Source organism: Streptomyces krungchingensis, assembly GCF_054729265.1.
This window is the reverse complement of the sequence record NZ_JBPUKY010000002.1, coordinates 39,065-65,828: the sequence shown is the minus strand read 5'-3', so window position 1 is coordinate 65,828 and position 26,764 is coordinate 39,065. Positions and strand designations below refer to the sequence as shown.

At 72.9% G+C, this 26,764-nt stretch carries 27 protein-coding genes and 1 pseudogene; 11 read left to right on the top strand and 17 right to left on the bottom strand.

The annotated features are described in order from the left end of the window. Positions 1–134: 134 nt before the first annotated feature. The gene (locus tag ACSYGO_RS40960) at positions 135–767 is read right to left on the bottom strand and encodes an HAD family hydrolase (protein ID WP_426676385.1); all 633 of its coding nucleotides are present in this window, start codon (positions 765–767) and stop codon (positions 135–137) included. Positions 768–775: 8 nt separating this feature from the next. Further along, positions 776–1,531 carry a DeoR/GlpR family DNA-binding transcription regulator gene (locus tag ACSYGO_RS40955; RefSeq protein WP_426676386.1) on the bottom strand — a complete coding sequence of 252 codons (756 nt, stop codon included), beginning with the start codon at positions 1,529–1,531 and terminating at the stop codon, positions 776–778. 73 nt (positions 1,532–1,604) lie between these two features. On the opposite strand from ACSYGO_RS40955, the gene ACSYGO_RS40950 reads away from it, so the two are divergent. Continuing rightward, a complete protein-coding gene (locus ACSYGO_RS40950) occupies positions 1,605–2,810 on the top strand; it encodes an MFS transporter (protein ID WP_426676387.1) in 1,206 nt (401 codons plus the stop codon). A gap of 95 nt (positions 2,811–2,905) precedes the next feature. On the opposite strand, the gene ACSYGO_RS40945 is transcribed toward ACSYGO_RS40950, so the two are convergent. The 4 genes from ACSYGO_RS40945 to ACSYGO_RS40930 form a co-directional block, all read right to left on the bottom strand. Beyond that, positions 2,906–3,979 carry a MerR family transcriptional regulator gene (locus tag ACSYGO_RS40945; protein ID WP_426676388.1) on the bottom strand — a complete coding sequence of 358 codons (1,074 nt, stop codon included), beginning with the start codon at positions 3,977–3,979 and terminating at the stop codon, positions 2,906–2,908. 156 nt (positions 3,980–4,135) lie between these two features. Next, on the bottom strand, positions 4,136–4,957 hold the full coding sequence (locus ACSYGO_RS40940) for a class I SAM-dependent methyltransferase (protein ID WP_426676389.1): 822 nt from the start codon (positions 4,955–4,957) through the stop codon (positions 4,136–4,138). Positions 4,958–5,135: 178 nt separating this feature from the next. Beyond that, positions 5,136–5,786: a response regulator gene (locus ACSYGO_RS40935; protein ID WP_426676390.1), complete on the bottom strand. Its 651-nt coding sequence runs from the start codon at positions 5,784–5,786 to the stop codon at positions 5,136–5,138. After that, positions 5,783–6,982 (bottom strand): sensor histidine kinase, encoded by a 1,200-nt coding sequence (locus tag ACSYGO_RS40930; protein ID WP_426676897.1) that lies wholly within the window; start codon positions 6,980–6,982, stop codon positions 5,783–5,785. Before ACSYGO_RS40930 ends, ACSYGO_RS40935 begins: the two co-directional genes overlap by 4 nt. A 538-nt stretch (positions 6,983–7,520) precedes the next feature. On the opposite strand from ACSYGO_RS40930, the gene ACSYGO_RS40925 reads away from it, so the two are divergent. Further along, complete coding sequence (locus ACSYGO_RS40925) at positions 7,521–8,075, top strand: GlcG/HbpS family heme-binding protein (RefSeq protein ID WP_426676391.1); 555 nt, start codon at positions 7,521–7,523, stop codon at positions 8,073–8,075. Positions 8,076–8,234: 159 nt separating this feature from the next. Continuing rightward, positions 8,235–8,831, top strand: coding sequence for an ankyrin repeat domain-containing protein (locus tag ACSYGO_RS40920; protein ID WP_426676392.1), 597 nt, complete (start codon positions 8,235–8,237; stop codon positions 8,829–8,831). 112 nt (positions 8,832–8,943) lie between these two features. Here ACSYGO_RS40920 and hemC read toward each other — a convergent pair whose 3' ends face one another. Next, entirely contained in the window at positions 8,944–9,879 is a 936-nt protein-coding gene (gene hemC, locus ACSYGO_RS40915; RefSeq protein ID WP_426676393.1) for a hydroxymethylbilane synthase, read from the bottom strand. Positions 9,880–10,356: 477 nt separating this feature from the next. On the opposite strand from hemC, the gene ACSYGO_RS40910 reads away from it, so the two are divergent. After that, positions 10,357–10,839, top strand: a complete 483-nt coding sequence (locus tag ACSYGO_RS40910; RefSeq protein ID WP_426676394.1) for a hypothetical protein — start codon at positions 10,357–10,359, stop codon at positions 10,837–10,839. 101 nt (positions 10,840–10,940) lie between these two features. On the opposite strand, the gene ACSYGO_RS40905 is transcribed toward ACSYGO_RS40910, so the two are convergent. The 3 genes from ACSYGO_RS40905 to ACSYGO_RS40895 form a co-directional block, all read right to left on the bottom strand. Then, the gene (locus tag ACSYGO_RS40905) at positions 10,941–11,876 is read right to left on the bottom strand and encodes a hypothetical protein (protein WP_426676395.1); all 936 of its coding nucleotides are present in this window, start codon (positions 11,874–11,876) and stop codon (positions 10,941–10,943) included. Next, the gene (locus tag ACSYGO_RS40900) at positions 11,866–12,453 is read right to left on the bottom strand and encodes an RNA polymerase sigma factor (RefSeq protein ID WP_426676396.1); all 588 of its coding nucleotides are present in this window, start codon (positions 12,451–12,453) and stop codon (positions 11,866–11,868) included. Before ACSYGO_RS40900 ends, ACSYGO_RS40905 begins: the two co-directional genes overlap by 11 nt. Positions 12,454–12,553: 100 nt before the next feature. Beyond that, entirely contained in the window at positions 12,554–12,889 is a 336-nt protein-coding gene (locus ACSYGO_RS40895) for a response regulator transcription factor (RefSeq protein ID WP_426676397.1), read from the bottom strand. Positions 12,890–13,234: 345 nt separating this feature from the next. On the opposite strand from ACSYGO_RS40895, the gene ACSYGO_RS40890 reads away from it, so the two are divergent. The 3 genes from ACSYGO_RS40890 to ACSYGO_RS40880 all read left to right on the top strand — a co-directional run bounded on the left by ACSYGO_RS40890 (position 13,235) and on the right by ACSYGO_RS40880 (position 16,835). Next, a complete protein-coding gene (locus ACSYGO_RS40890) occupies positions 13,235–14,413 on the top strand; it encodes a PP2C family protein-serine/threonine phosphatase (protein WP_426676398.1) in 1,179 nt (392 codons plus the stop codon). Between the two features lie 130 nt (positions 14,414–14,543). After that, entirely contained in the window at positions 14,544–15,320 is a 777-nt protein-coding gene (locus ACSYGO_RS40885; RefSeq protein ID WP_426676399.1) for a VOC family protein, read from the top strand. A 348-nt stretch (positions 15,321–15,668) separates the two neighbouring features. Beyond that, a complete protein-coding gene (locus ACSYGO_RS40880; protein ID WP_426676400.1) occupies positions 15,669–16,835 on the top strand; it encodes a S1 family peptidase in 1,167 nt (388 codons plus the stop codon). A gap of 132 nt (positions 16,836–16,967) precedes the next feature. On the opposite strand, the gene ACSYGO_RS40875 is transcribed toward ACSYGO_RS40880, so the two are convergent. Then, positions 16,968–17,936, bottom strand: a complete 969-nt coding sequence (locus ACSYGO_RS40875) for a lipase family alpha/beta hydrolase (protein WP_426676401.1) — start codon at positions 17,934–17,936, stop codon at positions 16,968–16,970. 282 nt (positions 17,937–18,218) lie between these two features. Here ACSYGO_RS40875 and ACSYGO_RS40870 point away from each other — a divergent pair, with 282 nt between their 5' ends. Then, positions 18,219–19,577: a helix-turn-helix domain-containing protein gene (locus ACSYGO_RS40870; RefSeq protein ID WP_426676402.1), complete on the top strand. Its 1,359-nt coding sequence runs from the start codon at positions 18,219–18,221 to the stop codon at positions 19,575–19,577. 14 nt (positions 19,578–19,591) lie between these two features. Here the strand turns inward: ACSYGO_RS40870 and pyrE are convergent, their stop codons facing one another. The 3 genes from pyrE to ACSYGO_RS40855 form a co-directional block, all read right to left on the bottom strand. Next, the gene (gene pyrE, locus ACSYGO_RS40865) at positions 19,592–20,131 is read right to left on the bottom strand and encodes an orotate phosphoribosyltransferase (protein ID WP_460389850.1); all 540 of its coding nucleotides are present in this window, start codon (positions 20,129–20,131) and stop codon (positions 19,592–19,594) included. 230 nt (positions 20,132–20,361) lie between these two features. Beyond that, the gene (locus tag ACSYGO_RS40860) at positions 20,362–21,150 is read right to left on the bottom strand and encodes an SAM-dependent methyltransferase (protein ID WP_426676404.1); all 789 of its coding nucleotides are present in this window, start codon (positions 21,148–21,150) and stop codon (positions 20,362–20,364) included. 154 nt (positions 21,151–21,304) lie between these two features. Beyond that, positions 21,305–21,646, bottom strand: a complete 342-nt coding sequence (locus ACSYGO_RS40855; RefSeq protein ID WP_426676405.1) for a winged helix-turn-helix transcriptional regulator — start codon at positions 21,644–21,646, stop codon at positions 21,305–21,307. 39 nt (positions 21,647–21,685) lie between these two features. On the opposite strand from ACSYGO_RS40855, the gene ACSYGO_RS40850 reads away from it, so the two are divergent. Next, on the top strand, positions 21,686–22,246 hold the full coding sequence (locus ACSYGO_RS40850; RefSeq protein WP_426676406.1) for a carboxymuconolactone decarboxylase family protein: 561 nt from the start codon (positions 21,686–21,688) through the stop codon (positions 22,244–22,246). Positions 22,247–22,554: 308 nt separating this feature from the next. Here the strand turns inward: ACSYGO_RS40850 and ACSYGO_RS40845 are convergent, their stop codons facing one another. The 3 genes and pseudogenes from ACSYGO_RS40845 to ACSYGO_RS40835 all read right to left on the bottom strand — a co-directional run bounded on the left by ACSYGO_RS40845 (position 22,555) and on the right by ACSYGO_RS40835 (position 24,904). Continuing rightward, positions 22,555–23,790 carry an NAD(P)/FAD-dependent oxidoreductase gene (locus ACSYGO_RS40845; protein WP_426676407.1) on the bottom strand — a complete coding sequence of 412 codons (1,236 nt, stop codon included), beginning with the start codon at positions 23,788–23,790 and terminating at the stop codon, positions 22,555–22,557. Next, positions 23,780–24,094: an anti-sigma factor gene (locus ACSYGO_RS40840; protein ID WP_426676408.1), complete on the bottom strand. Its 315-nt coding sequence runs from the start codon at positions 24,092–24,094 to the stop codon at positions 23,780–23,782. Before ACSYGO_RS40840 ends, ACSYGO_RS40845 begins: the two co-directional genes overlap by 11 nt. Positions 24,095–24,251: 157 nt before the next feature. Then, a pseudogene (locus tag ACSYGO_RS40835) lies at positions 24,252–24,904 on the bottom strand (sigma-70 family RNA polymerase sigma factor). A gap of 339 nt (positions 24,905–25,243) precedes the next feature. On the opposite strand from ACSYGO_RS40835, the gene ACSYGO_RS40830 reads away from it, so the two are divergent. Together ACSYGO_RS40830 and ACSYGO_RS40825 are read left to right on the top strand one after the other, a co-directional pair. Next, a complete protein-coding gene (locus ACSYGO_RS40830; RefSeq protein WP_426676410.1) occupies positions 25,244–25,699 on the top strand; it encodes an SRPBCC family protein in 456 nt (151 codons plus the stop codon). Positions 25,700–25,710: 11 nt separating this feature from the next. Then, positions 25,711–26,757, top strand: a complete 1,047-nt coding sequence (locus tag ACSYGO_RS40825; protein ID WP_460389848.1) for a MerR family transcriptional regulator — start codon at positions 25,711–25,713, stop codon at positions 26,755–26,757. Positions 26,758–26,764: the final 7 nt, after the last annotated feature.

The following is a 26,764-nucleotide window of genomic DNA, read 5'->3' as shown; positions in this document are numbered from 1 at the left end:
GTACGGAGCGGCGGCCGGACAACCCGCCAGGGGCCGCGTGAGCCTGCTCAGGGGCCGGGCGGGGGCCGGTGAAGGCCGCCCGCCGACGGGACGCGGCAATGGTGTGAGTCCACCGGGAGTGCCTCGGCGGACGGTCAAACCTCGCCGCCGCCATGGGCGTTGGAGGTCAGCACGGTCCTGAGCGGGGCGGTGCCGGTGAAGAGGTGGCCTTGTATGCCGAGCTCTTCGGCGGCCCGTACGTTCTCGGGGCGGTCGTCCACGAAGAGGATGTTCCGGGGCTCGGTCCCCAGCGCGTCGACGCACCACCGGAAGGCGGCCGGGTCGGGCTTGGCGTGGCCGATGCGGCAGGAGAACGCGCGCAGCCGGAAGTGTCCGAGCCAGTCGTGGTGGTGCTCGTAGTGGGCGGCGAGTTCCGCGGGGATGTTGGAGAGGAGCGCGATGTCGCGGCCCGCGGCGGAGAGTTCCCGGACGAGGCCGATCATGTCGGGGTCGACGCCGTCCCAGCCGGCGATGTCGGCGGCGACGAGTGCGTCCGTGCGCCGCGCGTCGAAGCGGGTGTCCAGTGCCTCGGCCACCTGCCGCCAGTACTGCCGCCCGTCGGTACGTCCCCTGTCGTAGTCGGGCCGCAGGGACCAGTAGGCGTCCCAGAAGCGGTCCGCGGAGTGCGCCGCGGGCAGGTCCGCCGCCCGTACGAGTCGCTCGCGGTCCTCGGGCGACTGGGTGCGGGCGATGACGCCGAAGAGGTCGAACAGCACGGTGTCCGTCATGGGGTCGGTCACACCTTCCGGATCACGGCGCCCGCCGCGGCCAGGGCCGCGGCGGGTTCGTCGGGGGCCGAGGTGTCGGTGACGATCGCGTGCAGCGCGGCGGCGGGGGCGACGAAGGCCAGGGCCGTGCGGGTCAGCTTGGGGGCGTCGGCGACCGCGATGACGCGACGGGCCGAGCCGATCGCCGCGCGCTTCGTCGCGGCGTCGGCCAGGTCGTAGGCGGTCAGGCCGTCGGCCGCGGTGAGGCCGCAGCAGCCGATGACGGCGGTGTCGAAGCGCAGCGCGGCGAGCGAGGCCTCGGTCAGCGGCCCGGTCAGGGCGAGTTCGCCGGGGCGAGGCTGGCCGCCGGGGACCAGGAGGGTCACCTCCGCGCCGCCCGTCAGCGCGTTGACGGCGTGCAGGGAGAGCGGCATCACGGTGACACGGCGGTCGTGGAGGACCCGCGCCACCTCCAGGCAGGTGGTGCCGCTGTCGAGGACGACCGACTCGCCGTCGGAGATCAGCCGGCAGACCTCTTCGGCGATGCGGCGCTTGGTCTCCTGGCCCTCGGCGGCGCGCAGCGCGAACGGCGGCTCCTGGCCGCGCAGCAGCAGCGTGCGGGCCCCGCCGCGGTAGCGCTCCAGGACGCCCTGCGCGGCCAGGACCTCCAGATCGCGGCGGACGGTCATCTCCGACGCCCCGGTCAGCTCGGCCAGCTCGGCCACGCCCATACGGCCCGCCGCGCGCACGGCATCCGTGATCTGCCTCAGTCGTTCGCTGCTCATGCACCCTATTGAACATCAAGCATGTTCGAGATGGGAGTTTACGAACAAAGAAAGTGTTCTGTATGTTCGCTGCATGCCACGCTCGCTTCGGTTCGCCCGCTGGGCCACCTTCTTCTACTTCGGCTTGAACGGCTTCGTCATGGGCATGTGGATCGTGCACATCCCCGTGATCGAGCACCGGGCCGGGATCAGCCACACCGTGCTCGGCTGGCTGCTGCTGTTGCTCGGCGCCGGCGCGTTCGCCGGGATGCAGCTGGTCGGTCCACTCACCGACCGCCTCGGGGCCCGCATCGCCGTACCCGCCGGGGCGGCGCTGTGCAGCGGAGCGCTGGCCCTGCCCGGACTGGCGGGCGGCCCCCTCGCGCTCGGCGGCGCCCTGCTGGCCCTCGGCTTCGGCAACGGCTGCCTGGACGTCGCGATGAACGCCCACGCCGTCCACGTCGAACGCGCCTACGGCCGCCCCGTCATGTCCGCCTTCCACGCCGTCTTCTCGATCGGCGGTGTGCTGGCCGCGCTGCTCGGCGCCCGCACCCTCGGCGAGGGCGTCTCCCCGGGCGCCACCCTGGGCGTGGTCGCCGCGCTCGGGCTGACGACCGGCCTGCTCGCCGCGCCCGCCCTGCTGCGCACCTCGCCCTCGCAGGGCAGCGCCGCCCCTGGCGGAAGGCCGGTACGACGGCGGACCCCGCCCCGTGTCTGGGCACTGGCCGCGCTCGCCCTGATGCTGATGCTGTGCGAAGGGGTGGCCAACGACTGGTCCGCGCTGCACCTGCGGGACGTCCTCGACGCCCCCGCCTCCACCGCGGCCCTCGCCTACGGGGCCTTCGCGACCGCGATGACCGTGGGACGCCTGCTGACCGACCGGATCGCCGCCCGCGTCGGAGCGGTCGCCGTCCTGCGCCACGGAGCCGGTGTCGCCGCCCTGGGCCTCGGCACGGCGGCTCTGGCACCGTGGGTGCCCCTCGCACTGGCGGGCTGGGCCCTGTTCGGGATCGGCCTGTCCGGCTGTGTCCCCCAGCTGTTCAGCGCCGCCGGACACACCGATCCCGAGACGGCCGCGACGAACGTGTCCCGGGTGGCGGGTCTCGGCTACCTCGGCATGCTCGCCGGTCCCGCCGTCATCGGACCGCTCACCCACCTCGCCCCGCTCGACGTGGTCCTTCTCCTGCCGGTCGCCCTGTGCGTGGTCGGCGCCGTCACGGCCGGCATCCTGCGCCCCGACCCCGACACCCCGCAGCAGACGGCGACGCCGGTGCGGAGCGCCGAGGCGAGCAACATCTGAACACCGAGGAGGGACAGGGCCGTTGCCCGCGCACGGGGCGACAGCCCGTGCCCGGCGAGCTGCTGCGCCCCGGAGAAGGGCCGGCCGCCGCACTCCTACTGCGGCACCTCCGACACGTCCGCGACCACACAACTGACGTTGTCGGGTCCGCCGGAGCGGTTGGCGAGGGCCACGAGCTCGCGCACCGCCCGCTCCGGGTCCGCGACCGTCGTGACCACCCGGCGGACCTCCGCGGCGTCGACGACCGTCGACAGGCCGTCGGAGCAGAGGAGATAGCGGTCCCCGGACCGCACGTCGTGCAGGCGCATGTCGGGGGTGCCGTCGGCACCCCGTCCCAAGGCCCGTATGAGCAAGGACCGTTGGGGATGGGACAGGGCCTCCTCCGCGCTGATGCGGCCCTCGTCGACCATCGACTGCACCACGGTGTGGTCGTGGGTGATCTGGAACAGCTCGCCGTCGCGCAGGACATAGGCACGGGAGTCGCCGATGTGGACGAGCGCCAGCTGCGACCCGGTCCAGAGCATCGCGGTGAGCGTGGTGCCGGCCGCCTCCGGCGAGGAGCCGGCCACGTCGCACACGGCCTGCCGGGCCTGTTCGACCGCGTCCTCGAGGACGCCGAGGAGGCTGCCCGCGGGGATGCCGCCGGTTTCGAGGTGCTTGAACGCGTCGACGGCGGCCGCGCCGGCCGGTGCCCCCGCCCTGCCGAAGCCGTCGGCGACGGCGAGCAGGCGGGGTCCGGCGTACGCGGTGTCCTGGTTGCCGGAGCGGACCAGTCCCGCGTCGGAGAGGGCGGCGTAGCGGATTCCGAGGGTGCCGGAGGTCGGTGTCATGTCAGGGTCCTTCCTGGACAGGTGGTCGACGAGGAAGGTGGCCAGATCGCGCCGTGCGGCGGTGTCGGCCTCGACCTGGGCCCAGAACGCCCGGATCTCCTGGGCCGCCGCTGCCGGCTCCAGCGTGCACACGTGCCGGATGCGGGCCAGCGGCATTCCCAGGCGCCGCAGCCAGGCGACGGTGCGGGCACGGTCCAGTTGCTCCGGGGCGTAGAGCCGGTAGCCGGTCACCGGGTCGACGCGAGCGGGGGTCAGCAGGCCCAGCTCGTCGTAGAGACGCAGCGCCTTCGGCGACAGCCGGGACGCCTTCGAGAACGCTCCGATGGTCAGCAGCCCCATGCCCACTCCTCCTCTGCCGGGCAGGTCGCCCGGCCCCACCCATGCTGTGACCTGCCCCAAGGTGAAGGTCAACAGGCGCCGCGCCACGCACACCCGTCGGCGTCCGCGCACCCGCCGACGCGGGCACACCGTGGCGCCCGCCGCATCGGCCGGCCTCTAGCGCAGTCGCGCCGTCGCGAGGTGCATCGTGAAGGCGCAGGGGACGATTCCCTGAGGCGTCGTCAACTCCGCCGCCTCGGCGAAGAAATCCTCCCGCAGCCGCTCCACCGTGGTGTGGTCCAGCGGGCCGAGGTCGTAGAGGCCCGACACCGTCGCCCACACCTGCTCCACGGGGCCGCTCAGATCGATGGTGAAGGTGTCCCACTCCACGGGGGCGAAACCCGCCGCCCCGAGGACGTCGTCGAGACCCTCGCGCGTGCGGGTCCTTCTGTCACCCAGCGCCGGGATGCGCCGCGAGGGCGGCAGCTCCTGCATCATGGAACGCAACAGAGCGACGAAGCGTTCGTACGCCTCGCCACCGGCCGCGCCGCCACCCACCACACAGGCCAGCACTCCTCGCGGCGAGAGCACCCGGGCCACCTCCGCCGCGACCCGCTCGATCTCGGCCATGAGCATCAGCGCCATGTGGGAGACACAGGCGTCGAAGCTGTCGTCGGCAAACGGAAGGGCCTGGGCCCGGCCTTCCTCCAGCCGCGCCCCGGACAGGGCCGGCCGCCGTCGGGCGAGCGCCAGCGATTCGGGCGACAGGTCCACCCCGGCGAGCCGCCTGCCGTCGCTGCGGGCCAGCAGCTCCAGGAGCAGACCGTCGCCGCAGCCGAGGTCCAGCACGCTCCCGCTGCCGGCGACTTGGTCGCACAGGATCTCGTAACTGGACCGGCCGTCCGGAGCACGGCCGCGCCCGAACGCCTCGGCGGTCACCGCCGGACGGTCGGCGTGGAAGGCCTGCAGGAACGCTTCTTGCGATGCGGTGGTCGTCACGCCCCCAACCTATGGTCCGGGACCGACAGCCCGGGGCCCGACCCCCGATACGGCCCGACCTCCGGCCCTCGTCATCGCCTGGCCTCCGGCCCCCGCGACGGCCAGTGCCCGGCCACGTGACGGCTCGAAGCCTCGCCGCCGACAGGCCGACGATGACGGCCTGCCGGCGGTGACGGCCTCAGGGCAGCAGGCGTTGTTCCTTCGCCACGGCCACGGCGCCCGCCCGCGTGTCGACGCCGAGCTTGTCGTAGATCCGGCCGAGGTGCGTCTTCACCGTCGCCTCGCTGATGAAGAGGGCCTTGGCGATCTCCCGGTTGCCGAGGCCCTGCGCGAGTTGCGTGAGGATGTCCCGCTCGCGGTCGGTGAGGGTGGGGCGCGGGCTGCGCATGTTGGCCATCACCCGGCTGGCGACCGGGGCCGAGAGCGTCGTACGGCCCTGCGCGGCGGCCTGGATGGCGGCGAACAGCTCCTCCGGCCGCTCGGCCTTCAGCAGATAGCCCGTCGCCCCCGCCTCGATCGCGCGGGTGATGTCGGCGTCGGTGTCGTACGTGGTGAGGACGAGGACGTGCGGGCGGTCACCGGGAGCGGCCGTGAGACGACGGGTGGTCTCGACCCCGTCGATGCCGTCGCCGAGCTGGAGGTCCATGAGCACCACGTCCGGATCGAGCTTCGTCGTCAGGGCGAGCGCCTCCTCGCCCGTGCCCGCCTCGCCGACGACCTCGATGTCCGGGGCGCTGCCGAGCAGGGCGAGCAGACCGGCCCGTACGACGGCGTGGTCGTCGCAGAGCAGGATGCGGACGGGGCGGGAGGCGTCGTGTGCGCCGTTCACCGGGGCGGCTCCAGGGGGATCGCGGCGGACAGGACGGTGCCCTCGCCGGGGTCGGATTCGACGGTGAGGGTGCCACCGAGCTGGCCGGCCCGCGCGCGCATCGCGGGCAGCCCGTGGCCGCGGACGCCGGGTGCGGACGCGGACGCGTCCTCGGGTGCGAAGCCGTGACCGTCGTCGGCGACGTCGAGGACGACCTGGTCCTCCAGGAGCGTGAGGGTGAGGGTGGCCGTACGCGCACCGGAGTGCTCCCGTACGTTGGCCAGGGCGCCCTGGGCGATGCGCAGCAGGGCGGACCGGACCCGCTCCGGAAGGCGGGGCGCGCGACTGCTGTCGTCCACGTGGACCCGGACGGTGAGCCGGTCGCCGGACTCACGGGCGGCCAGCGCGCGCAGCGCGTCGTCGAGGCCGCCGCCGCGGGCGAGATCGGCCGGGGCCAGGTCGTGCACGAAGCGGCGCGCCTCGTCGAGGTTGTGCTGGGTGACGGCCTCGGCCGTCCGTACGTGCGCGCGTGCCCGCGCCGGGTCGGACTCCCAGAGCCGGTCGGCGGCCTGGAGCAGCATCTGCTGGCTCGACAACCCCTGGGCGAGCGTGTCGTGGATCTCCATCGACAGCCTCTGCCGCTCGGCGAGGGTCCCACCACGGCGCTCGGACGCGGCCAGTTCACGGCGGGTGCGGATCAGATCGTCGATGAGGGCGCGCTGGCGCGCGGTCTGCCGCTCCATCTGGAGGAAGACGGCGGTCGCGATCGCGGCGACGGCGGGCGGCGCGAGCAGCAGATTCGGATCGAAGCGGCCCGCGAGACGGAGCTGCGCTGCGACGACGAACACCGTGAGCACGGCGACCAGCACGAGGGCGGCCCGGGTCGGCAGCATGCGCAGCCCGGTGTAGAAGAGCGGCACCGCGCACCAGGCGAAGCTGGGCGCGAGCACCACGAGGACCATCCACACCGCGACGACCACGGCGAGCCGGCCGAGCCCCAGCGCGGTGGGCCGCGCGCCCTCGCCGCCCGGGCCGGCGTCCCGGCCCAGCGGCGCCCAGCGCCCCTTCGCCGCGGCGGTTCCGGAGGACGGGATCGCGTAGAGCAGGGCCAGGACGACGGACAGCGCGATGATCCACGGAGTGCGGGGCTCACCGGGGTGGCGGAGCAGGAACCGGGCGAGCGCGCCGCCGAGCAGCAGGAAGAACGCCACGTGCATCACGGCGCCGAGCCAAGGGCCGTCCGCGTCGTACGTCGGGTCCGGGTGCGCGTACGCCCCGTGGTCCCGGCCTGTTCGCGCGTACGCCGCCCGGTCCCGGGCCGCTCGCGCATAGGACGCGTGATCGCGGCCTCCCGTGCGCGTGGAGGAGGCGTGGTCCTGACCCGTCCGCGCGGAGGACCCCTGGTTCTCCCCCGTCCGCGCGGAGGACGCCTGGTCCCGGCCCGTCCGCGCGGACCGCGTCCGCCGTCGGTCCGTTCGCGATGACGCGGCGCGCGCCGGGTCAGCGCCCGCCTCGGTGTCGTACCTGCGGTCCGCCTCCGGGTCCACGTCATCCACCTCCTCCACCGCTCCTGCCAGGTCAAACACTCCCATTGTCGCCAGTCTCGGCGACCTCGGGGTCATCCGATCGGCTGACCCGGGCGTCGGCCGGTCGGCGGCCGGTCACCAGCCGGAACGCCGACCGGACCGGACCGCGTACGGCACCAGGCTGGAGAGCGGAAGAACCGATTGCCCTCCGACACCAGGAGTCGACCTCATGAAGAAGCTCTCCCGCCGTGCCCGCATCGCCACCGGCGGTGCCGTGATCGCGGCCGTCGCCGCCGGCACGTTCGGCACGGTCTCCGCGAACGCCTCGGCGCCCGCCTCCCCCGCGGCCGCTCCCGTGGCGAACGTGAAGAGCGGCAGCACCACCACGTCCACGCACCTCACGGTCGACGCCGCCACCGAGGCCGCGCAGGCCGCGCTCGACGCCGCCGAGCGGGAGAACCAGAAGATCACCGTCGCGGTCGTCGACCGCAACGGCAACACCGTCGTCACCCTGCGGGGCGACGGCGCGGGCCCGCAGTCGTACGAGTCCGCCCAGCGCAAGGCGTACACGGCCGTCTCCTGGAACGCGCCCACCTCCGAGCTCGCCAAGCGTCTTGAGCAGGCTCCGAACCTGAAGGACATCCCCGGCACCCTGTTCCTCGGGGGTGGCGTGCCCGTCGCCGCCAAGGGTGCCCCGATCGCCGGGATCGGCGTCGCCGGCGCACCCTCCGGCGACCTGGACGAGAAGTTCGCGGCGGCGGGCGCGGCGGCGCTGGGCCACTGATCCGGTGACCGATCCGCCGGCCGACACATGATGACCCCTGCGGCACGAGCCCGTGCCGGCTCGCGCCGCAGGGGTCCGCGTGACCCGGACGGCCCGCCCGACGGGATCCGTGGACCCTTCCGGCCCGCCCGCAGGTGCAACAAAGGGAGCACAGCCACCATGAACACGCAGCAACGCACTCTGCTCGACGCCGCCGGGGAGGGTGACGCCGACGCCGTGCGGGCCGCACTGACCGCGGGCGCCGACCCCGAGACCCGTGACGAACACCGCCGTACCCCACTCCTCCTCGCCGCGGTCGGCGACCACGTCACCGCCGCGGAGGTGCTCCTCGCGGCGGGCGCGGACCCGAACGCCCAGGACGACCGCGACGACAGTCCCTGGCTGGTCACCGGGGTGACCGGCAGCGTCGCCATGATGCGCGCCCTGCTCCCAGCGGGCCCCGACCTGAAACTGCGGAACCGCTTCGGCGGCATCGCCCTCATCCCCGCGGCGGAACGCGGCCACGTGGACTACGTACGAGCCGTCCTTCGGGAGACCGACATCGACGTCGACCACGTCAACCGCCTCGGCTGGACGGCCCTGTTGGAGGCCGTGATCCTCGGCGACGGCGGGCGCGCGCACCAGGAGATCGTGGAACTGCTCGTCACGGCGGGCGCCACGCCGGACCTGCCCGACGGTGACGGCGTGACCGCCCTGGAACACGCCGAGCGACGCGGATTCAGCGAGATCGCCGGTCTGTTGAGGGCCCTGAGGTAGCGGTACGCCGGCCCGCGCGGCGGGCGGATCGCCGCGCCGGGCGGGCCGTCGCCCGCCGGACGCTCTCGCACCGGCGTCGTGCCACGCCGGACCGGTGGGCGACGGAGCCGGTTCAGTGGGCGATGGAGTCGATGAGGTCGCGGGCACCCTGGCGGAGCAGGGCGACGGCGACCGCGGTGCCGAGCGTGGCCGGGTCGAGGGGCCCGGCCCATTCGTGGGCGTTGAGAACGGTCTTGCCGTCGGGGGTGAACACGCAGGCGCGCAGCGACAGATCGCCGTTGCGCTCGGCCTTGGCGTACCCGGCGATGGGCGAGTTGCAGTGTCCCTGGAGCACATGGAGGAACATCCGCTCCGCGGTCGCCTCCCGGTGCGTGTCGGGGTCGCCGAGGGCGCTGACGGTGTCGATCAGTTCGGAGTCGCCCTCCCGGCACTGGAGCGCGAGGATCCCGGCACCGATCGGGGGCATCATCACGTCGGTCGGGAGGATCTCGGTGATCACGTCCTGACGGTCGATGCGTTCGAGCCCGGAGACGGCCAGCAGGAGGGCGTCGGCATCGCCCGCGGCGAGCTTGTCCAGGCGGCGGTTGGCGTTCCCGCGCATCGGGACGCACTCCAAGTGGGGGTAGGACGCGGCGAGTTGGGCCACGCGCCGCACCGACGAGGTGCCGACACGGGTGCCGGCGGGCAGCTCGTCGAGGGTGAGGCCGCCCGGGTGCACGAGTGCGTCGCGGATGTCGTCGCGCCGGAGGAAGGCGGCGAAGACCGTGCCTGCCGGAAGCGGGCGGTCGGCGGGCACGTCCTTGACGCAGTGCACCGCGAGGTCCGCCTGTCCGTCCAGCAGCGCGGCATCGACTTCCTTGGTGAACGCGCCCTTCCCCTCGACCTGGGCGAGATCCCCCATCCACTTGTCGCCGGTGGTCTTCACCGGCACGACCTCGGTGCGGATCCCGGGGTGGAGCACGGCCAGTTCGGCGCGCACCCGTTCCACCTGTGCCAGGGCCATGGGCGAGTCGCGGGAGACGATGCGGATCAGTTCTGGGGCGGACATGCCGTCACGATAGCCAATCGCCCGTCGGCTTCGAGCAGCAACCCCGAAGGCTCATCTCGGATGCGCGAAACGCACGTTGAGGAGCCGGACGCATGTACGAGAAGGGGGACGGCCGTGCGAAAGGGCGCGGTCCGCGGCTGTCGGCGGGTCCGGCTTCGGGCCGGTTCGAGCACTCCCGCCGTCCGCTCGTCGCCGAGTCGTGCAATCCCTACAGGGCTGTTCTTCGTATGCATGGACAGGAGGCGATCCCTCCGAGACGACAGCTCCGCGACGCCGGGCTCCACGTGGTGACCGGCGCGGGGTGTCCCACGGTGGCGCCCGGCGCGCGGATGCGTCCCGGCCGGCCGGTGCCCGCCCGCGATCCGGCCCGTGCCGCGCTCTGGTCCGTACCGCACCGCGCGGCGATCCCCCGGCCGGGACGCCTTTCCCCGTGTCCCCCGTGGGCCCTGCCCGTGCCCATGAACACCTGGAGTCGCCATGACGTCCCACAACGCTGCCGAAGCGGCCTTGCGGGGACTGGGCGTGTGCTGTGCCGTCACCAACACGGTGCTCCACACGATCCTCGTCCCCGACCACCTGGAGGAGATGTTCTACATCGGTGTCCTGTTCGCCGTGGGCAGTGCGGTCATGCTCGGCGTGGCCGTGGCACTGATCCTGATGAAGCGAGCGCTGATCGCCTGGCTGACCGGGGCCCTCGTCAGCCTCGGCATGATCGTCGGCTTCGTGCTGTCGCGCACCGTCGGCCTGCCCGGCGGCTACTACGAGCCCGGTTGGGAACCGCCCTACGGCCCCCTGTCCGTGCTCGTCGAGGCACTCTTCGTCCTGACCTTCCTCGTCTGGCTCGGCGACAGGACCGCACACGGCGCCGCGCCCAAGCTGTCGCGCAGGACGGCCCACGAGCCGGCACCGGCCGATCGAGACCGGTCGGACACCGGGCGAGACCTGTCGAAACACGGGTGAGGGCCTGCCCGACGACGTGTCGCGGGACGACGGGACGACGGGACGACGGGAAGAGATGGTCCGGTCCGCTCCGCCGTGTGCTCGCCGGCGGAACCCGCGGATCACTTCTGGTGACTCGCCGCGGGGCCTGCGGACGACTCCTGGTGGCCCCCCGCGTCGTCGGGGCCCAGCTGTGCCGATGCGAGCACGGTGCCGTCGGGCGTCGCGACCCGGGCGCCGGAGACTGCCGAGGGGTCGACTCGGGCCGGGCTCCCCCAGGATCCACGGCCGTCGCGCAAGGTGAAGGTGCCGACGCGAACCGTGCTGCCGTCCTTGTGCTCCAACAGGCAGTCGATCTTGCCGCTGAAGGGGTTTCCCGCCTCGGCGAGATCGACGGTCATGTAGACCCAGCCCTCGGGGTCGGTGTGTGCGTAGACCTCGCCGCTCGGCTTGTTCTGGGCGACGGTCGAGATCAGGTCGCCGGAGAGCATTTCCCTGTCGGCGCCGGCGGACGTGGCGGCGGGCCCGGCCACGACGTTCTCGATGGCCGTACCGGCGGCCCAGCCGCCGAAACCGACCGTGACGAGGACCGCGGCCGCCGCGGCGGCGACCCGGGGCCGCATCCGTCCGCGCCTGCCCTTGCGCCGGGCCGAGTACTCGCCGGGACGCGGATGCGTCTCGCGCACGGCCGTCTCGCGCGCCGACGTCTCATGCGCGGACGTCTCATGCGCGGACGTCTCGTGCGCGGACGTCTCGTGCGCCGTCTCGCGTGCCGTCGGCGCACGCAAGTGGGCACCGTGCCTGCGGGCCTCGCGCACGCGCGTCTCCCGCGTCAGTGACTGCGCCACCCGGGCCTCGAATCCGACCGGGGGTTCGCTGCCCGGGAGCAGCCCGATGAGGCCGTCCCCCACGAGGGTGAGCTGCTCGACGTACTCCCGGCAGCCCGCGCACTCGTCGAGATGGGCGACCGCGCCGGCCCGCTCGCGGCCGGGCAGCACGCCGAGCGCCAGCTCGGCGCCGACCTCGCGCACCTTCTCGCAGGTCACTTCACTGGACATGGTCGCCTCGTTTCGGAGACGCAAGCGTCGTGCGCAGCTTGCCCATCGCTGTCCTTATGCGCGTCTTCGCGGTGCCCAGCGGGATCTTCTCCGAGTCGGCGACCTGCTGGGCGGTCATGCCGTAGATGCCCGCCATCACCAGGGCACGGCCCTGCTCGGGCGGCAGCTGCGCGACGGCCGCACGCAGCCGGGCGGAGGCCTCGTCGGCCAGCGCGTGCTGCTCCGGAGTGTCGCTGACCACGTCGAGGACCGCTTCGAGATCCTCGGGCGCCACCGGCTCCAGCCGCCGCGACCGGACGGCGTCGATGGCGAGGTTGTGGGCGATGGCCGTCAGCCAGGTCTTCACCGAACCGCGACGCGCGTCGTACATCTGCGCGTGGCGCCACGCCCGCTCGAACGTCTGCTGAGCGATGTCCTCGGCGAGCTGCGGATCACCCGTGACGGCGATGGCGACACCGAAGACCGTGTGCTGAAACCTTCGTACGAAGGTGACCGCGAGCTCCGGATCACCGCCGGCCAGCCCGGACAACAGTGCTTCGTCCGGAAGACGGCCCACCGGGAACCTGAATCTCGTCACATCCGTATATACGGTCCGCCCACGCCTGGGGATTGCCCGTCCGCCACGGAAACGGAAGGCCATGCTCCGATTCTCTCTCCGCGGTTCCGCCGCGCGGCCGTCACAGGCCGAGGGAGATGGCCAGTCGGGTCATCTCGGCGGTGGTGGTGATGTTGAGCTTGGCACGGATGCGGCGCAGGTAGGCGTCGACCGTGTGCTTGGACAGTCCCATCTGGCGTGCCGCCTGCAGGTAGGTGCAGCCGGCGGCGATATGTCGCAGGGTCTCGCGTTCCCGCGGGGCCAGCGCGGGGACGTCGGCCTCGGAGGTCGCGGCGTCGGCCTGGGCGCCAGGGGCGGACGTCTCGGCGGCCGGAGCGGAGACCGGGGCGGACGAGCTGGAGACCGAGGCGGCCGGGGCGGTCGGGGTGGAGATCGGGGCGGTGAGGGCGGGGCTCATGAGGTCTTCCTTCTCTGTCGACGGGTCGGCCGGGTCGTCACTGCCCACACCCTCGGAAGCAGTAGGCAAATGCCCGATTGAGGCGTTTTGTCCTGGTTCAAAAAGACTGACCTGCCGACGTCATCACCACGTCCGCCGACTGTCACGGGCGTGTCACAGGCCGCATCCGGCCATCCGGCACCGCCCCGCCGGACCGCCACCGCAACCGTCACCGCCCGAGCCTCCTCCAGGAGCCGGCCGCCGTCGCGTACACCGCACCCTCCCGGGCGCGCGGCCACCCCGCCGCAGATGCCGCCCACCTTGACGACAGGCGACAGTCAGGTGAATTCGGGGCAAAATAGGCGTGTGGACATCCGGCGCGTGTCAGTGGACCACCTCGCCGATCAGCCGCCGGGCCGCGGGTGGGTGTTCATTCCCCTCGCGCTGATCGTGGTCATCACGGTTGTGGACGTCCACTCCCCCACCGACATCCACCTCGGTCCGCTGCTGGTCATCGCACCGGCCCTCACCGCCTCGCTCGCCGGACCGAAGGTCACCGCCCTCGTCGGAGCGCTCGCGGTGATCGCGCAGATCGTCATCGCCGCCCTCCACGGAGGTCTGACGACGTCCAACCACGTCGCGCAGATCATCGCCCTGACCGTGCTCTCCGGCCTGGTCGTCCTCGTCTGCTTCCTGCGCGAACGCCGCGCCCGGCAGCTGAGCCGGGCACGCTCGGTGGCCGAGACCGCGCAACGCGTCCTCCTGCGGCCGCCGCCCCGCCGCGTCGGCCCCCTGCGCGTGGCGTGGCTGTACCTCGCGGCCGAGGACGAAGCGCGCATCGGCGGCGACCTCTTCGCGGTCACCCGGGCCGCCGACTCCTCCACCCGCGTCATCATCGGCGACGTCCGCGGCAAGGGGCTCGCCTCCATCGCCGAGGCATCCGTGCTGCTGGGCGCCTTCCGCGAGGGCGCCCACCGCTATGCGACCCTGCCCGAACTGACCTCCGCGCTCGAAGTGAGCGTCTGCCGGGGCATGGACGAAGTCGCCGACACCGCGCTCGACCCCGGCGAGCACTTCATCACCGCTCTCGTCCTCGACATCCCCGACGACGGTCCCCAGCCGATGCTGATCAACTGCGGTCATCCGCCTCCCCTGTTGCTCCAGGACGGAGAGGTCACGGTCCTGCACGCGCGCAGCCCGGTGCCGCCCCTCGGCATGTGCGAACTGCCGGCCATCAGCCACCACCCCGAACCCTTCGAGCTGGGAACCGGCGACACCCTCATCCTCTACACCGACGGCGTCATCGAGGCCCGCTCCCCGAGCGGGGCCTTCTATCCGCTGGCCGAACGGGTCGCCGCCTTCGCCACCGGGCACCCCGAAGCCCTTCTGCAGCGCATCCACGAGGACCTCGTCGACCACGTCGGCCACCGCCCCACCGACGACGCCGCCCTCCTGCTCATCCAGCGGGCGCCGGTGCACCATCGCCCCCGCCTCCCGGCCCACCACGACGGTCATCCCCAGGGCCACCCGACCCCGCAGAGGTAGAAGTGATCCCCACCCGCCCGGTCCCCGGCCCGGGTGAACTCCCTCGGGACATCGGGACGGGTACGCCGAACAGCGCCCGTCGAGGCGGCATAGTGGCGAGGTCCGCACCCGGCACCGCAGGAGGCACGACATGCTCGGCACCGACTTCCGCACCGGCTCGCCCAACTGGATCGACCTCGGCAGCCCGGACACGGACACGGCCGCGGCCTTCTACGGGTCGGTGTTCGGGTGGCAGTACGTGTCGGCCGGGCCCGACGCGGGCGGATACGGCTTCTTCCAGAAGGGCGGCAGGACCGTCGGCGCCCTCGGGCGACTGACCGATGAGGGAGCCCGGCCCGCCTGGACGACGTACTTCCACAGCGACGACATCCAGGCCACCGCCCGTGACGTGGTCGCCGGCGGCGGGACCGTGCGGGTCGAGCCGGCGAACATGGGTGAGGCGTCGTTCGCCCAGTTCACCGATCCCCAGGGCGCGGAGTTCGCCGTGCTGCAACCCGGCACCGGCGGCCTGGAGACGACGTCCGAGGACGACACTCTGGTGTGGGTGGAGCTGCACGTCGGCGATCCGGAAGCCGCGATCCGCTTCTACGACGGGCTGTTCGGCTGGCGCTCCCTGGAGATGCAGGCGCCCGGCATGACCTACCGGGTGCTGAGCATCCGGGACGGCGACCAGCAGGACGGTTCGTTCGGCGGCGTGGCCCCGCTCCGGTCGGAGCAGGAGGAGGCCCGCTGGGTCCCGTACTTCGCGGTGGCCGACGCCGACGCCACCGTCGCCGCGGTGCGGGAGAACGGCGGCGCGGTCCTCATGCCGGCCGAGGACGTCCCGGAGGTCGGGCGGATCGCCTGGCTGGCGGACCCGAGCCAGGCGGTGTTCGCCGTCCTGAAGCCGAATCCGCGCCAGAGCTGAACGTCGCGCGACGTCTGCACGACCACGTGCCGGGCGAACCCGTCCTCGCGCCCATGCCCGGCTCACGACGTACACCCATGCCGGCCCACGACGTACGCCCATGCCCGGCCGCACGCCCATGCCGGCCCGCGGCATACGCCCTGCCCGGGCTTCCGGGCGGGCCGGGAGCCGTCCGGCCCTGCGCCGAAGGCCGGAGATCACACAGTGTCAGCTCCGGGCCAATTGCCTCTCGCATTGGCATGGACCTGCCCATGATCACCCGTTAGGCTCTGCCGCGGCACCACACTGAGAGCGCTCTCAGGGCTCTGTTCCACCCCCACCCAGATGGAACGACGAAGGGCAACCCCCATGAGACGCACCACCTCCACGCTCGCAGGCCTCGCCGCGCTGCTCACGTTCGGCACCTGCGTCACCACCGGCACCCTGCCCGCCTCGGCCAGCGACTCCCCGATACGCGGCCGGTCGGCCGAGGCCCCCGCCTCCGCCGCCCTCCTCTCGGCCATGCGGCGGGATCTGCACCTGTCGAAGACCGAGGCCACAGCACGGCTGGCCGCCGAGCAGCGCGCCACCGCCGTGGAACCGAAGGCCCGTCGAGCCGCACGGACCTCCTTCGGGGGCTCCTGGTTCGACGCCGCCGACAGCCGGCTGACCATCGGCGTCACCTCCGACGCGTCCCCCGCGACACGACGGGCGGTACAGGCCACCGGAGCGACCGTCCGCACCGTGGCACACACCGCGCGACAGCTCGACGCCACCAGAGCGCGCATCGACGCGCTGTCCGCACCGGCGGGCGTCAGCGGCTGGCACGTCGACCCGAAGGCCAGCACCGTGATCGTGAACGTCGCCCCGAGCGCGCGGGATGACAACGATGTCCAGCGCTTCCTCGCAAAGGTCCGCAAGGCCGGCCCCGTGACCGTCGAGGAGACCGCGGGCGCGCCGCGGACCCTCGCGGCGGGGACGGTGGGCGGCGACCCGTACTACACCGGCAACGTCCGCTGCTCCATCGGCTTCTCCGTGTACGGCGGGTTCGTCACCGCGGGACACTGCGGACAGCCCGGGGCGGGCGTCAGCGGCTGGGACAGGTCCTACATAGGCAACTTCCAGGGCTCGTCGTTCCCGGACAACGACTACGCCTGGGTCAACGTCGGCAGCGGCTGGTGGACGGTTCCCGTCGTCCTCGGCTGGGGAACGGTCTCCGACCAGCTCGTGCGCGGTTCTGCGGAGGCTCCCGTGGGCGCCTCCATCTGCCGCTCGGGATCGACCTCCCACTGGCACTGCGGCACGGTGCTCGCCAAGAACGAGACCGTCAACTACAGCCAGGGCGCGGTCCATCAGATGACCAAGACCAACGTCTGCGCCGAACCCGGCGACTCCGGGGGCTCGTTCATCAGCGGTGACCAGGCCCAGGGGGTCACCTCCGGCGGCTGGGGCAACTGCTCCAGCGGGGGCGAGACCTGGTTCCAGCCCGTCAACGAGATCCTCAACCGGTACGGTCTGACGCTCCACACGGCCTGACCTCCCCGCAAGGCGTCGGGCCCTGCCGGCTCTCCACGGCAGGGCCCGACGCGCTGTCCGAGGCCTCGCCTCGATGCCTCGGACAGTGTCCGCAGGGGCTGGTCGGGCCGGCACGCGAACGGGCCCGTGACGTCAGCCCGTCGGGACGACCGGGCCGGTCAGGGGCAGCACCACCTGGCACGGCACCTTGCGGGGGTGCGACGGGTCGAGCGCGTTGAGGACATGCGTGAGGGTGACCGGATCGTAGGGCGCCTCCAGGTGGTCCGTGCCGTCCAGGAGGCAGGTGTCCTGGACTTCGATGTTCCTCACCGACGCGCCGGGACCGGCGGTCAGATACGCGTTGGTGTACGGGGTGACGACCTCGTCGAACCTGGTCGCGACGACCGTGTAGTCGACGCCGGGCACCGTGTCCCCGCCCGCGTCGAGCCGGCGGTTGAAGTCCGAGCCGACCTCCTGCTCCACGAGCGAGGGATAGTCGTCGTCCAGCAGGTCGTTGATCGGCTCCAGTGCGTGCAGTGCCCGTCCGAGCTCGGTCAGTCCGTCCAGCGTGGTGCCGTGGTTGGACGGGTTGATGCCGATGAGCTTGTCGACCTTGCCCGCGGCGCCGGGGAAGTTCTTCAGGTAGTAGCGGGGTACGGGTCCGCCGCCCTGCGAGTGGCCCACGATGTCCACCTCGGCGGCGCCCGTCGCCGCCCGGACCCGGTCCACGAACGCCGCGAGGGCGCCGGCGCTGTCCGCCATGTGGCCGACGGCCTGGACCGGGGCGGTGGGAGAGGATCCGCCGTGGTTGAACGCGTAGACGCAGTAACCGTTGTTGGCGAGCAGCGGGGACGCTCCGCGCCAGATGTCGTTCATGTTCTCCAGCGTGCCGTGCACCAGGACGACCGGTTCGGGGTGCCGGGCGGTCGGCCGGCAGTTCCAGTCGTTCGCGCCCGGAGGCGCCTCACCGGCCTTGAAAAAGCCTTTCAGGAACCCGGCGGCGAAGCTGTATTCGACGTCCTGAGGATCATCTGCCGCATAGCCCGTGCCGCTGCTCGCGGCGAAGAGTCCGGTCGCCGCGGTCACAGCGACCAGGGCGCTGCGGAATGCCTTGCGTCTCATTTCCAGTACCGTCCCATGTTCTGGAATTGCGGTGCGGTCGAAGCGAAAGTAAGAGAGGCGGGAATGGCTGGCAACGGACGCCGGGGATACGCGGTCCGGTCACTCAGGGCCGTGTCACCTCTGAAGTACGAGAGCCGGGAAACCACTCACTCAAGTGCGCGCTTCGGGGACGGCCAGGCTGACGAGCTGCGGGAAACCCCTGAGGACAGGTCAACTAACAGTGTTAGTTGATCTTTGCCAAATCTCTTGACCCGTCGGTAACTTAGGCTCATAATCCGCAGGATGACAACGACCGGGAGGGCCGCGGCCAGGGCGGGACCCGGCACCGGCGGGGAGCCGCGCGGTGGACCGTGGGTCTCTCTTCCACGGCGTCTCGGCGCCGAACTCCAGAAAGAGAACCGCACGGTCGCCGCCGAAATAATTCACGAGATCAGATCCCAGATTCCCGAGTTCTCCCGTCCGCTGTCCGGGCAATTCGGGGCCTCGATCCAGCAGGGCGTGGAGACCGCTCTCGCGGAATTCGCCGACCGGGTGACCGCGGCGGGCGGCCCCCTGGAGGCCGCCCGTACCCCCGTCTACCGCGCGCTCGGGCGCGGAGAACTGGTCGAGGGCCGCAGCCTCGACGCGCTCCAGGCCGCCTACCGGCTCGGCGCGCGTGTCGCCTGGCGCCGGTACGCGCGCGTCGCCCGTCGGCTGGCCCTCGGCACCGAGGCGGTCGCCCTGCTCGCCGATGCCGTCTTCACCCACATCGACGAGATCGCCGCGGTCTCGGTCCAGGCCTACGCGGACGCCCAGGCGGACGCCGCCGGGACCGCGGGGCGCCGCCGGCACCGCCTCCTGATCCTGCTCACCGGCGGCAGCGGCCCCGACCTCGAGACCCTGCGCCGTGCGGCCGCCGAAGCCGACTGGCCCCTGCCCGACACGGTCGCCGCCGTCGCGCTCGGCCCCATGCCCGAGCCCGGCCGCGGAACGGCTCCCGCGACCGTCGCGCCGAGGTCCGGGGCCGGCGCGTGGGGCACGACGGTGCCGAGTCGCGCCGCATCAGCGTCCTCTGACGGCCCGTCGACGTCGTTCCGTCGGCACCGCCTGCCCGAGCCGGTACTCGCCGATCTCGAAGGGACGTCCCCTTGCCTGGTCGTCCCGACCCCGCATCTGCTCTTCGCCGACCCGCGCCTTCAGCACCTGCTGCGGGAGACCGGGGCCGTCGTCGGCCCCGCGGTACCCCCGTCCCAGGCCGCGGACTCCCTGCGCTGGGCCCGCACCCTGCGCGCGGCGGGCGCCGTGCCGGCGCCGGGCGCTGCGCCGGTCACCGCGCCCTCCCTCACCGAACTGCTGCTCCTGGCGGATCCCGCCCTGGTGCGCCTGATGGCCGCCCGCCGGCTCGAGCCCCTGGCGTCCCTCACCGCCAAGCAGCGCGACCGGCTCGCCTCCACCCTGCTGGCCTGCCTCCAGACCCCGCACGGCACCGCGCCGGAGATCGCCGCGCGCCTGGGGATCCATCCCCAGACCGCCCGCCAGCGTCTCCACCAGGTCCACCGTCTGTTCGGTGACGCCCTCGCCGATCCCGACGCCCGCTTCGAGATCGAGGCCGCGCTCCGGGCCGTGCTCGGCAACGGCGCGCCGGACCCCGACGGCAGCTGAGAACGCGGCCCGTCTCACGGGCGGTCGGAGACCGCGTCCCGCAGATCCCTGGCGGTCAGCAGGGAGATGAGCTCGATGTCCTCGGCGGCGAGGGCATCGGTCCCGCCCTGCTCGCGGTCGATCACGCACAGAGCCGCGCCGATCTCCGCGCCCAGGGCTCGCAGATCGGCGGTCGACAGCACGATCTGTCCGCCGCTGGTGACGACGTCCTCGACCACCAGCACCTTGCGCCCGACCACGTCCGCGCCCTCGGCGAGACGACAAGTGCCGTACGGCTTGGCCTGCTTGCGGACGAACGCGCACGGCAGTCCCGTGTGCCGGCCCAGTGCGGTGACGACGGGGATCCCTCCCATCTCCAGGCCCGCCAGCACCTCGGTGCCGGCCGGCACCAGGGAGGCCATCGCGCGGGCCGTCTCGTCGAGGAGCACCGGGTCGCCCTCGAAGCGGTATTTGTCGAAGTACTCCGTCGCGGTGCGGCCCGAGCGCAGAGTGAACTGCCCGGTCAGATGGGAGACGGCATGGATGCGGCGAGCAAGATCAGAGTGTGTGGTCACAGGGTCTCAGTCTCCCAGACCTCGCCGCCGGGCCTTCTCGGGGGTGAACACCTCTGACCTGGCGTCCTGTTGAAGCCGCGACTTGAAGCCGCGACGGGTGGGCCCGGCCGCTCCGCGCGCTCCGCTCGTCGCGGCGCGCGGGTGGTCGTGACCGTGCGCGCATTCGTGACCGTGCGCGCATTCGTGGCCACGCGCACCCGTTCGTCGTGATGTGCGCGGAGCGGCGGCCGTCAGCGGACGCGCGCCACGCCGGCGTAGATGCCGCTCCCCTCGGGCGACGGCGACGGGGTGCTCTTGAACCACTCCGGGGCCGTCACCAGGCCCGGGTCGACGAGGTCCAGGCCGTCGAAGAAGCGGTCGACCTCGGGACGGGTGCGGAAGCCGAGCCGGATGCCGCCCTTCGCGTACTCGGCGGTGACCTGTTCCGCGAGCTCCGGGTAGAGGTCCGACGCCGCGTGGGAGAGCACCAGGTGGCTGCCGGACGGCAGGGCGGCGAGCAGATCGCTCACGATGCCGTACGGGTCCTGGTCGTCGGGGATGAAGTGCATCAGCGCGATCAGGGACAGGGCGATGGGACGCTCGAAGTCGAGGACGCCCCGGGCGTGTTCGAGTATCTCGCGCGGCTTGCGGACGTCCGCCTGGATGTAGTCGGTGGCCCCCTCGGGGCGGCTGACCAGCAGGGCCTCCGCGTGCCGCAGCACGATCGGGTCGTTGTCCGTGTAGACGACCTTCGCGGCCGGCGCGAGTCGCTGGACTATCTGGTGGAGGTTGGGCTCGGTGGGGATGCCCGTGCCGATGTCGAGGAACTGGTCGATGCCCTGTCCGGCGAGCCAGGCGGCGGCCCGGTGCATGAACTCACGGTTCTGGCGGGCCGCGTCGCGCGCCTCGGCCGGGAGCTTCTCGGCCACCGCCTCGTCGACGGGGTAGTTGTCCTTGCCGCCCAGGAGCCAGTCGTACACCCTCGCGGGGTGCGCCTTGCTCGTGTCGATCTGCTGGGGGCTGGGGGTGCCGGTCGTCATGGCGGACTCCGTCGCGCGAGGTGACCTGGGGTGCTGACGATCATCGAGTCTCGCACATCATGTCGCCTTGCGGAGCACGGGAGTTGGCGGGCGCGACCGCGCGACCGCGCGCCCGCGGCACCCCGGCACCCCGGCACCGATGCGGTGTCGGTGCTCAGTCGCCCGTCGGCCTGGGGCGCCAGTCCGCGGCCCAGGCGTCGAGCGGCGCGAGCCGTTCGAGCAGGGCCGTGCCCTGTCCGGTGAGCACATAGCCCTCCCCCGTGTGCTCGACGAGGTCCGCCTCCGCGAGTTCACGGAGCCTGTCCGCCAGGACACTTGACGACACCCCGTCGCACCGCTGCTGGAGCTGCCGGAAGGTAGGCGCGGAGCCGTCCCGCAGCTCCCACAGGACGCGCAGCACCCAGCGCCGCCCCAGGAGGTCGAGCAGCGCCATGATCGGGCGCCCGGTGTGTGAGCCGCGGACCCGTCGGCCGGGCAGCGGGGTCGGTCGCGTCATCTGCTTCCCTTTCCGAAGCGCCGACATTAGCATCCCGCCATGCCTCTGAATTCGAAGCAACCGCGCATCGAACCCCTCGCGCCGCCGTACGACGAGGAGACCGCGGCGGCCCTCGATCTCCTCGGGCCGCCGATCCAGTTGTTCCGGGTCTGGGCCCGGCGCCCCGAACTCGCCCGCGGAGTCGCGGGCTGGGGCCGCTACTACTTCTCCCGGCGCTCCGCCCTCACCGTCCGCCGCCGCGAGCTGGTCATCGACCGGACGACCGCGCTGTGCGGCGCCGACTACGAATGGGGCGTCCACGTGGCCGTGTTCGCCGGGAAGGCGGGTCTCGACGCGGAGCAACTCGCCTCGCTGGCCTCCGGGATGCCGGCCGACGACTGCTGGGACGCGGACGACCGGGCCGTACTGGAGGCGGTCGACGAGCTCCACCGGACGTGCGACCTCCGCGACGCGACCTGGGGGTCGCTGGTCGCGGTAGCGGGCGAGGACGCGGCACTCGAAGTGGTCCTGATCTGCGGGTGGTACCACGCCGTCTCGTTCGCGGTCCGGGCCCTGCGGCTGCCTCTTGAGCCCGGCACCGGGCCGATCGGTGCGCCGTGACGGTCCCGTCGGCCGTCGTCCGCGCCGCCGTTCCGGTGGGAGGGCATGCCGGGCCGACCGCTTGAAGGCCGCACTCATGGCACCTGTGGCGTCCTTCGCACCCGTGCCCTCCGTCGTGTCCCCCGGACCGGCGTCGATGCCGTCCGTCGTGCCCCCGGACCCGTGCGGCACGCCCTGCCACCGCGATGCCGTCCGTCGTGCCCCGGACCCGTGCGGCACGACCTGCCACCGCGGCGGCGCCGGAGCGTGCCACGCCGGCCGTCCGCCCTCGCGCGTGCGGGTCCGCGCCCCGCTCCGCCCAGCCCCGGCTACCGCCCCGAGCTGCGCAGCACCGCGCGCGCCGCCCGGCCGCCAGAGGCCAGGGCTCCCTGCACGGAGCCGGTGGCCCGGTGGTCGCCGCACACGTAACGGCCGGAGCCGACACGGGTCGTGCGGGTGAGCGGCTGCGGGGGCGGCATCGCGGGCAGCGCGTCCGCGATCGTACGGACCGCCACCCGGCTCCACCCCGCCGTGTCGGTGTCGTACGCCTCGGCCAGCGCCTCGCGCACCGCATCCTCGCGGCCCGGCGTGTCCTCGCCGAGGACGGATGTGACGACCAGAGCGGCTCCTAGGGGCGCGTAGCCGGGCACCACTTCGCTGAGGACGCACGTGTTGACGAACCGGCGCCGCGCGTCGGTCATCAGGGTCGGCTCGGTGAGCGGTGACGTCGGGGCCGCGTGGTAGTACGACGTGACGGTGCGGTAGGCCGGGACCGGCAGGTGGGGCAGCAGCCGGGCGGCCGGGCCGGGTCCCGTCGCCACCACGACGGCAGGGGCGGCGGTCTCGGTGCCGTCGGCGCCCAGCACCCCGTCGTCGGTGAGGCGTCGGACGGGGTGGTCGAGGCGGAGGGTGCCCGGCGGCAGCGAGGCCGCCAGCTGGGCCGGGACGGCGCCGACACCCGTGGCGGGCAGGCACAGCGTGCCGCGCAGCATGCTGCGCCAGACGAGGTGGAAGACCCGGCTGGACGTCTCCAGTTCGTCCTCCAGGAAGACACCCGACAGGAACGGCCGCAGGGCCTCTTCGACGAACGTCCCGGACAGACCGGAGGCGTTGAGGGCGTGGCGGGTCGTCTGCTCCTTGCCGCGTTTCAACGCGCCCGCCGGCACGAGCGCGTCGCGGGCCGACAGCCTGCCCAGGGCGAGCAGGTCGCGCGTACCGGCGCCGTGTCCGGACAGCAGTCCCGCTGCGTGCCGGGGCCGACGGCTGGGGTCGCTGAAGCGGATGCGTCCCCGGTCGGTGTGCGCGAGGAATCCCGGTGTGAAGGGGCGCAGTCGCAGGGGGCGGAGCTCGAGACGTCGTTTGACCTGTGGGTAGGCCGTGTTGAACACCTGGAAGCCCCGGTCCACCACGAAACCGTCGACGCGGTCGGAGCGCATCCGCCCGCCGACCCCGTCCGAGGCTTCGAGGACGCGCACCCTCATCCCTGCGGCGCTCAGGTCGCTCGCGCACGCGAGTCCCGCCAGGCCGGCGCCGACCACGACGACGTCCGCTTCATCAGTGGGCATTGCCCTGTCCTTTCGTGCCGGGGAACGGCGGTCGGGCCGTCGGGCGGTGCGGCGCCGGACGGCCGGCGCGGGCCTGTGTGCGGATGGCCTGCCAGACGCGGGGTGGTGGAGCGTGCAGAGGGTCGTACGGGCGCGCGTTCCTGCCCGCGGCCACGACGCGCCGGAACTCCGCGAGCCGGCTCCGGCACGGCGCACAGTGGGCGAGGTGGCGTGCGTCCGCCGGGTGTGGTGCCTCCCCGAGGTCGAGGGCGTGCTGCGCCAGGTCGGCGGGATGCAGGTGAGGAGCCTGCCGAGGATCGCTCATCGGTCACACCTCCGCGGACGGTCGGCGCCGTGGTGCACACGGCGCGGACTGCGGACCCCGCACACTCTTCCCCGCGACGCGGCCCCTTCGGATGCACCTGGCGCGGGTCGGCCGGGCATGACCCGCCGACGCAGGTCGCATCGATGGTGCGTCGGTACTACGGGCAGTCACCCGCGGCCCCAGGGGCAGTCGGCTGCTTGAAGCCCGCATCGGCGTCCCGAAGCCTGCGGCCCAGCCGGTGCAGCCCACGCCGTGACTCTTGACCGTGCCGAGCGGCCAGCCGGTGAGCCGCGCGATCTGGGTCTGTGTGAGGTCGTCGTAGAAGGCGAGGCTGAGCACGCATCGCTGCGGTGCGGGCAGCCGGTCCAGTTCGACGCCGATGACGACGCGGTCCACCACGGCGTCCGGCTGCGGTGGGCCGTCGTGGGTGTCGAGCGACAGCTTCGCGCCGGCCGCCGCGACGAGTTCGGAGCGCCGGGTACGGGCCGAGAGCGCGTCGGCGATCTTGCGCCGGGTGATGCCCACCAGCCAGGCCGACAGCGCGCCGCGTTCGGGCGAGTAGCCGCCGCGGCCGCGCCAGGCCGCCAGGAACACCACCTGGGTGACGTCCTCGGCCTCGCGCGCGTCGCCCAGGGATCGCCGCGCGAGCGTGTACACCAGCGAGCCCCATCGTTGGTACATGGCCGTCAGGCAGGCTTCGTCCCCTCGCCGGAAGCCTTCGGCGAGCTGCTCGTCGGCGAGTGACTCCTCCACCGGCGCCCACAGCGACGTGTCGTCGCGGGAGTGCTCGCGGGTCTGGATGGTGGTCATGACGACTGCTCCTCGCGCCGTGGAAGACCGTCTCCTCGCGGGATCGGCGTTTCTCCCGGTGGAAGCGGCGGACCGTGCGTTCGCCGTGCCGTCCCCCGGAGGCCGGGGTGCGCCGGTCGCTCCGGGCGACGTCACGCTCCCACCCTGCGGCGCAGGAATGCATCGATACAACTTGCATCGAGTCTGCATCGATATGCCGTTTCAGCGTGCTCCCTACGAGGTGGGTCCCGATGCCTCCTCTCGGGTGACACCTGCATCCATGGCGGTGGTCCGCGCCGAACCGAGGGTGTCCACCCGTACCGGCGATGCCCGCCGGGGCGTCCGAGAGGGAAGAGGCCCATGGTCCGAGTCGAGCGCGCCGTCCTCCTTGGCCATCCGCTGCCCGATGTCGTGCGCTGGCTCGCGGACTTCTCCCATGCCGTGGCCTGGGATCCCGGCACCGTCAGCTGCGAGCGGGTCGGGAGCGGCCCGGTCACCAAGGGCGCCGAGTGGCTCAACGTGTCGGAATTCCGCGGCCGTCGCACCGAACTGCGCTACCGGCTCGTGCGGCACCAGCACGATCGTCTGACCTTCGTGGGGCGCAACAGGACCGCGACGTCGACGGACGACATGCTCTTCGAGAGCCGGGGTGAGCGGACGCTGCTCGTCTACCGGGCCCGCATCGATTTCCACGGCTGGGTCCGGCTGGCCGGCCCCCTGCTGAAGCGGGAGTTCGAGCGGCTCGGCAACGAAGTCTCCCGGCAGCTGCCCCAGGCCCTGGACCAGCACTTCGGCTCCGGCGTCCGGCTGAACTGAAGGGACGCGCCATGGAGGTGAACGCCCACCGGGCGGCGGAACCCGCCGACGCGGGTGTGACGACCGGATTCCTGGCACGCAAACTGGGTGTCTCCCCCATGACGCTTCGGTCCTGGGACCGCCGGTACGGGCTCGGGCCGGCGGTACGGACGGACGGCCGGCATCGTCGCTGGTCCCCGGACGACGTCCGCATGGTCCAGGAGATGTGCCGGCTGACGACGGCGGGCGTGCCGCCCGCGGAGGCCGCCCGCACGGCCAAGAGACATGCCCGGATTCGCGGCACACCGACGGCCGACCCGCCCGGCACGTCCCCGCTGGGGACGGACGGGCCCGCGCTCACGGCCTCCGCGCGCACCCCGGATCCCGAGGACGAGGCCCCGGAGGGCGAACCGCCCGCCGGGGACGCGCGCAGGGAATGCCGAGGTCTGGCCTCCGCCGCCGTCCGGCTGGACGGCGCGGCCGTGCAGCGGCACCTGACCCGCGCCGTACGCAGCCACGGCCTGGCCACGGCCTGGGAAGAGGTGATGATGCCCGCCCTGCACGCGGTCGGACGCAAGTGGCAGGCCTCGGACGACCGTCATGTCGAGGTCGAGCACCTGTTGTCCTGGCACGTCTCCGCCACCCTGCGCCATGCGTATGTGACCGCGGCCGCGGCCCGGGAAGCCCGGCAGGGTGTCTCCCCCGTCCTCCTCGGGTGTCTCCCGGGCGAACCGCACACCCTGCCGATCGAGGCGCTCGGCGCCGCCCTCGCGGAGCAGGGCGCGGCCGCCTTGATGCTGGGCGGAGACGTCCCGGCGGAGGCGTTCCTCGCGGCCGTCCATCGCGTGAGCCCTCTCGCCGTGGTCCTGTGGTCGCAGTCCCGCTCCACCGCGAGCCTCCCGCTGGCGCGTCACATCGCCGCCGAACGGTGGGGAGTTCAAGGCGCCAGGACCCGCACCACGGTGCTGTTGTGCGGGCCGGGCTGGGACCGGCGGGCCGAGCCCGGGCTGCTGCGGCCGTACGGGCTGCGCGACGCCGTCCGCATGATCGGCTCGCTCGGGGCCGATCAGCCGCACTGAGCTTCCC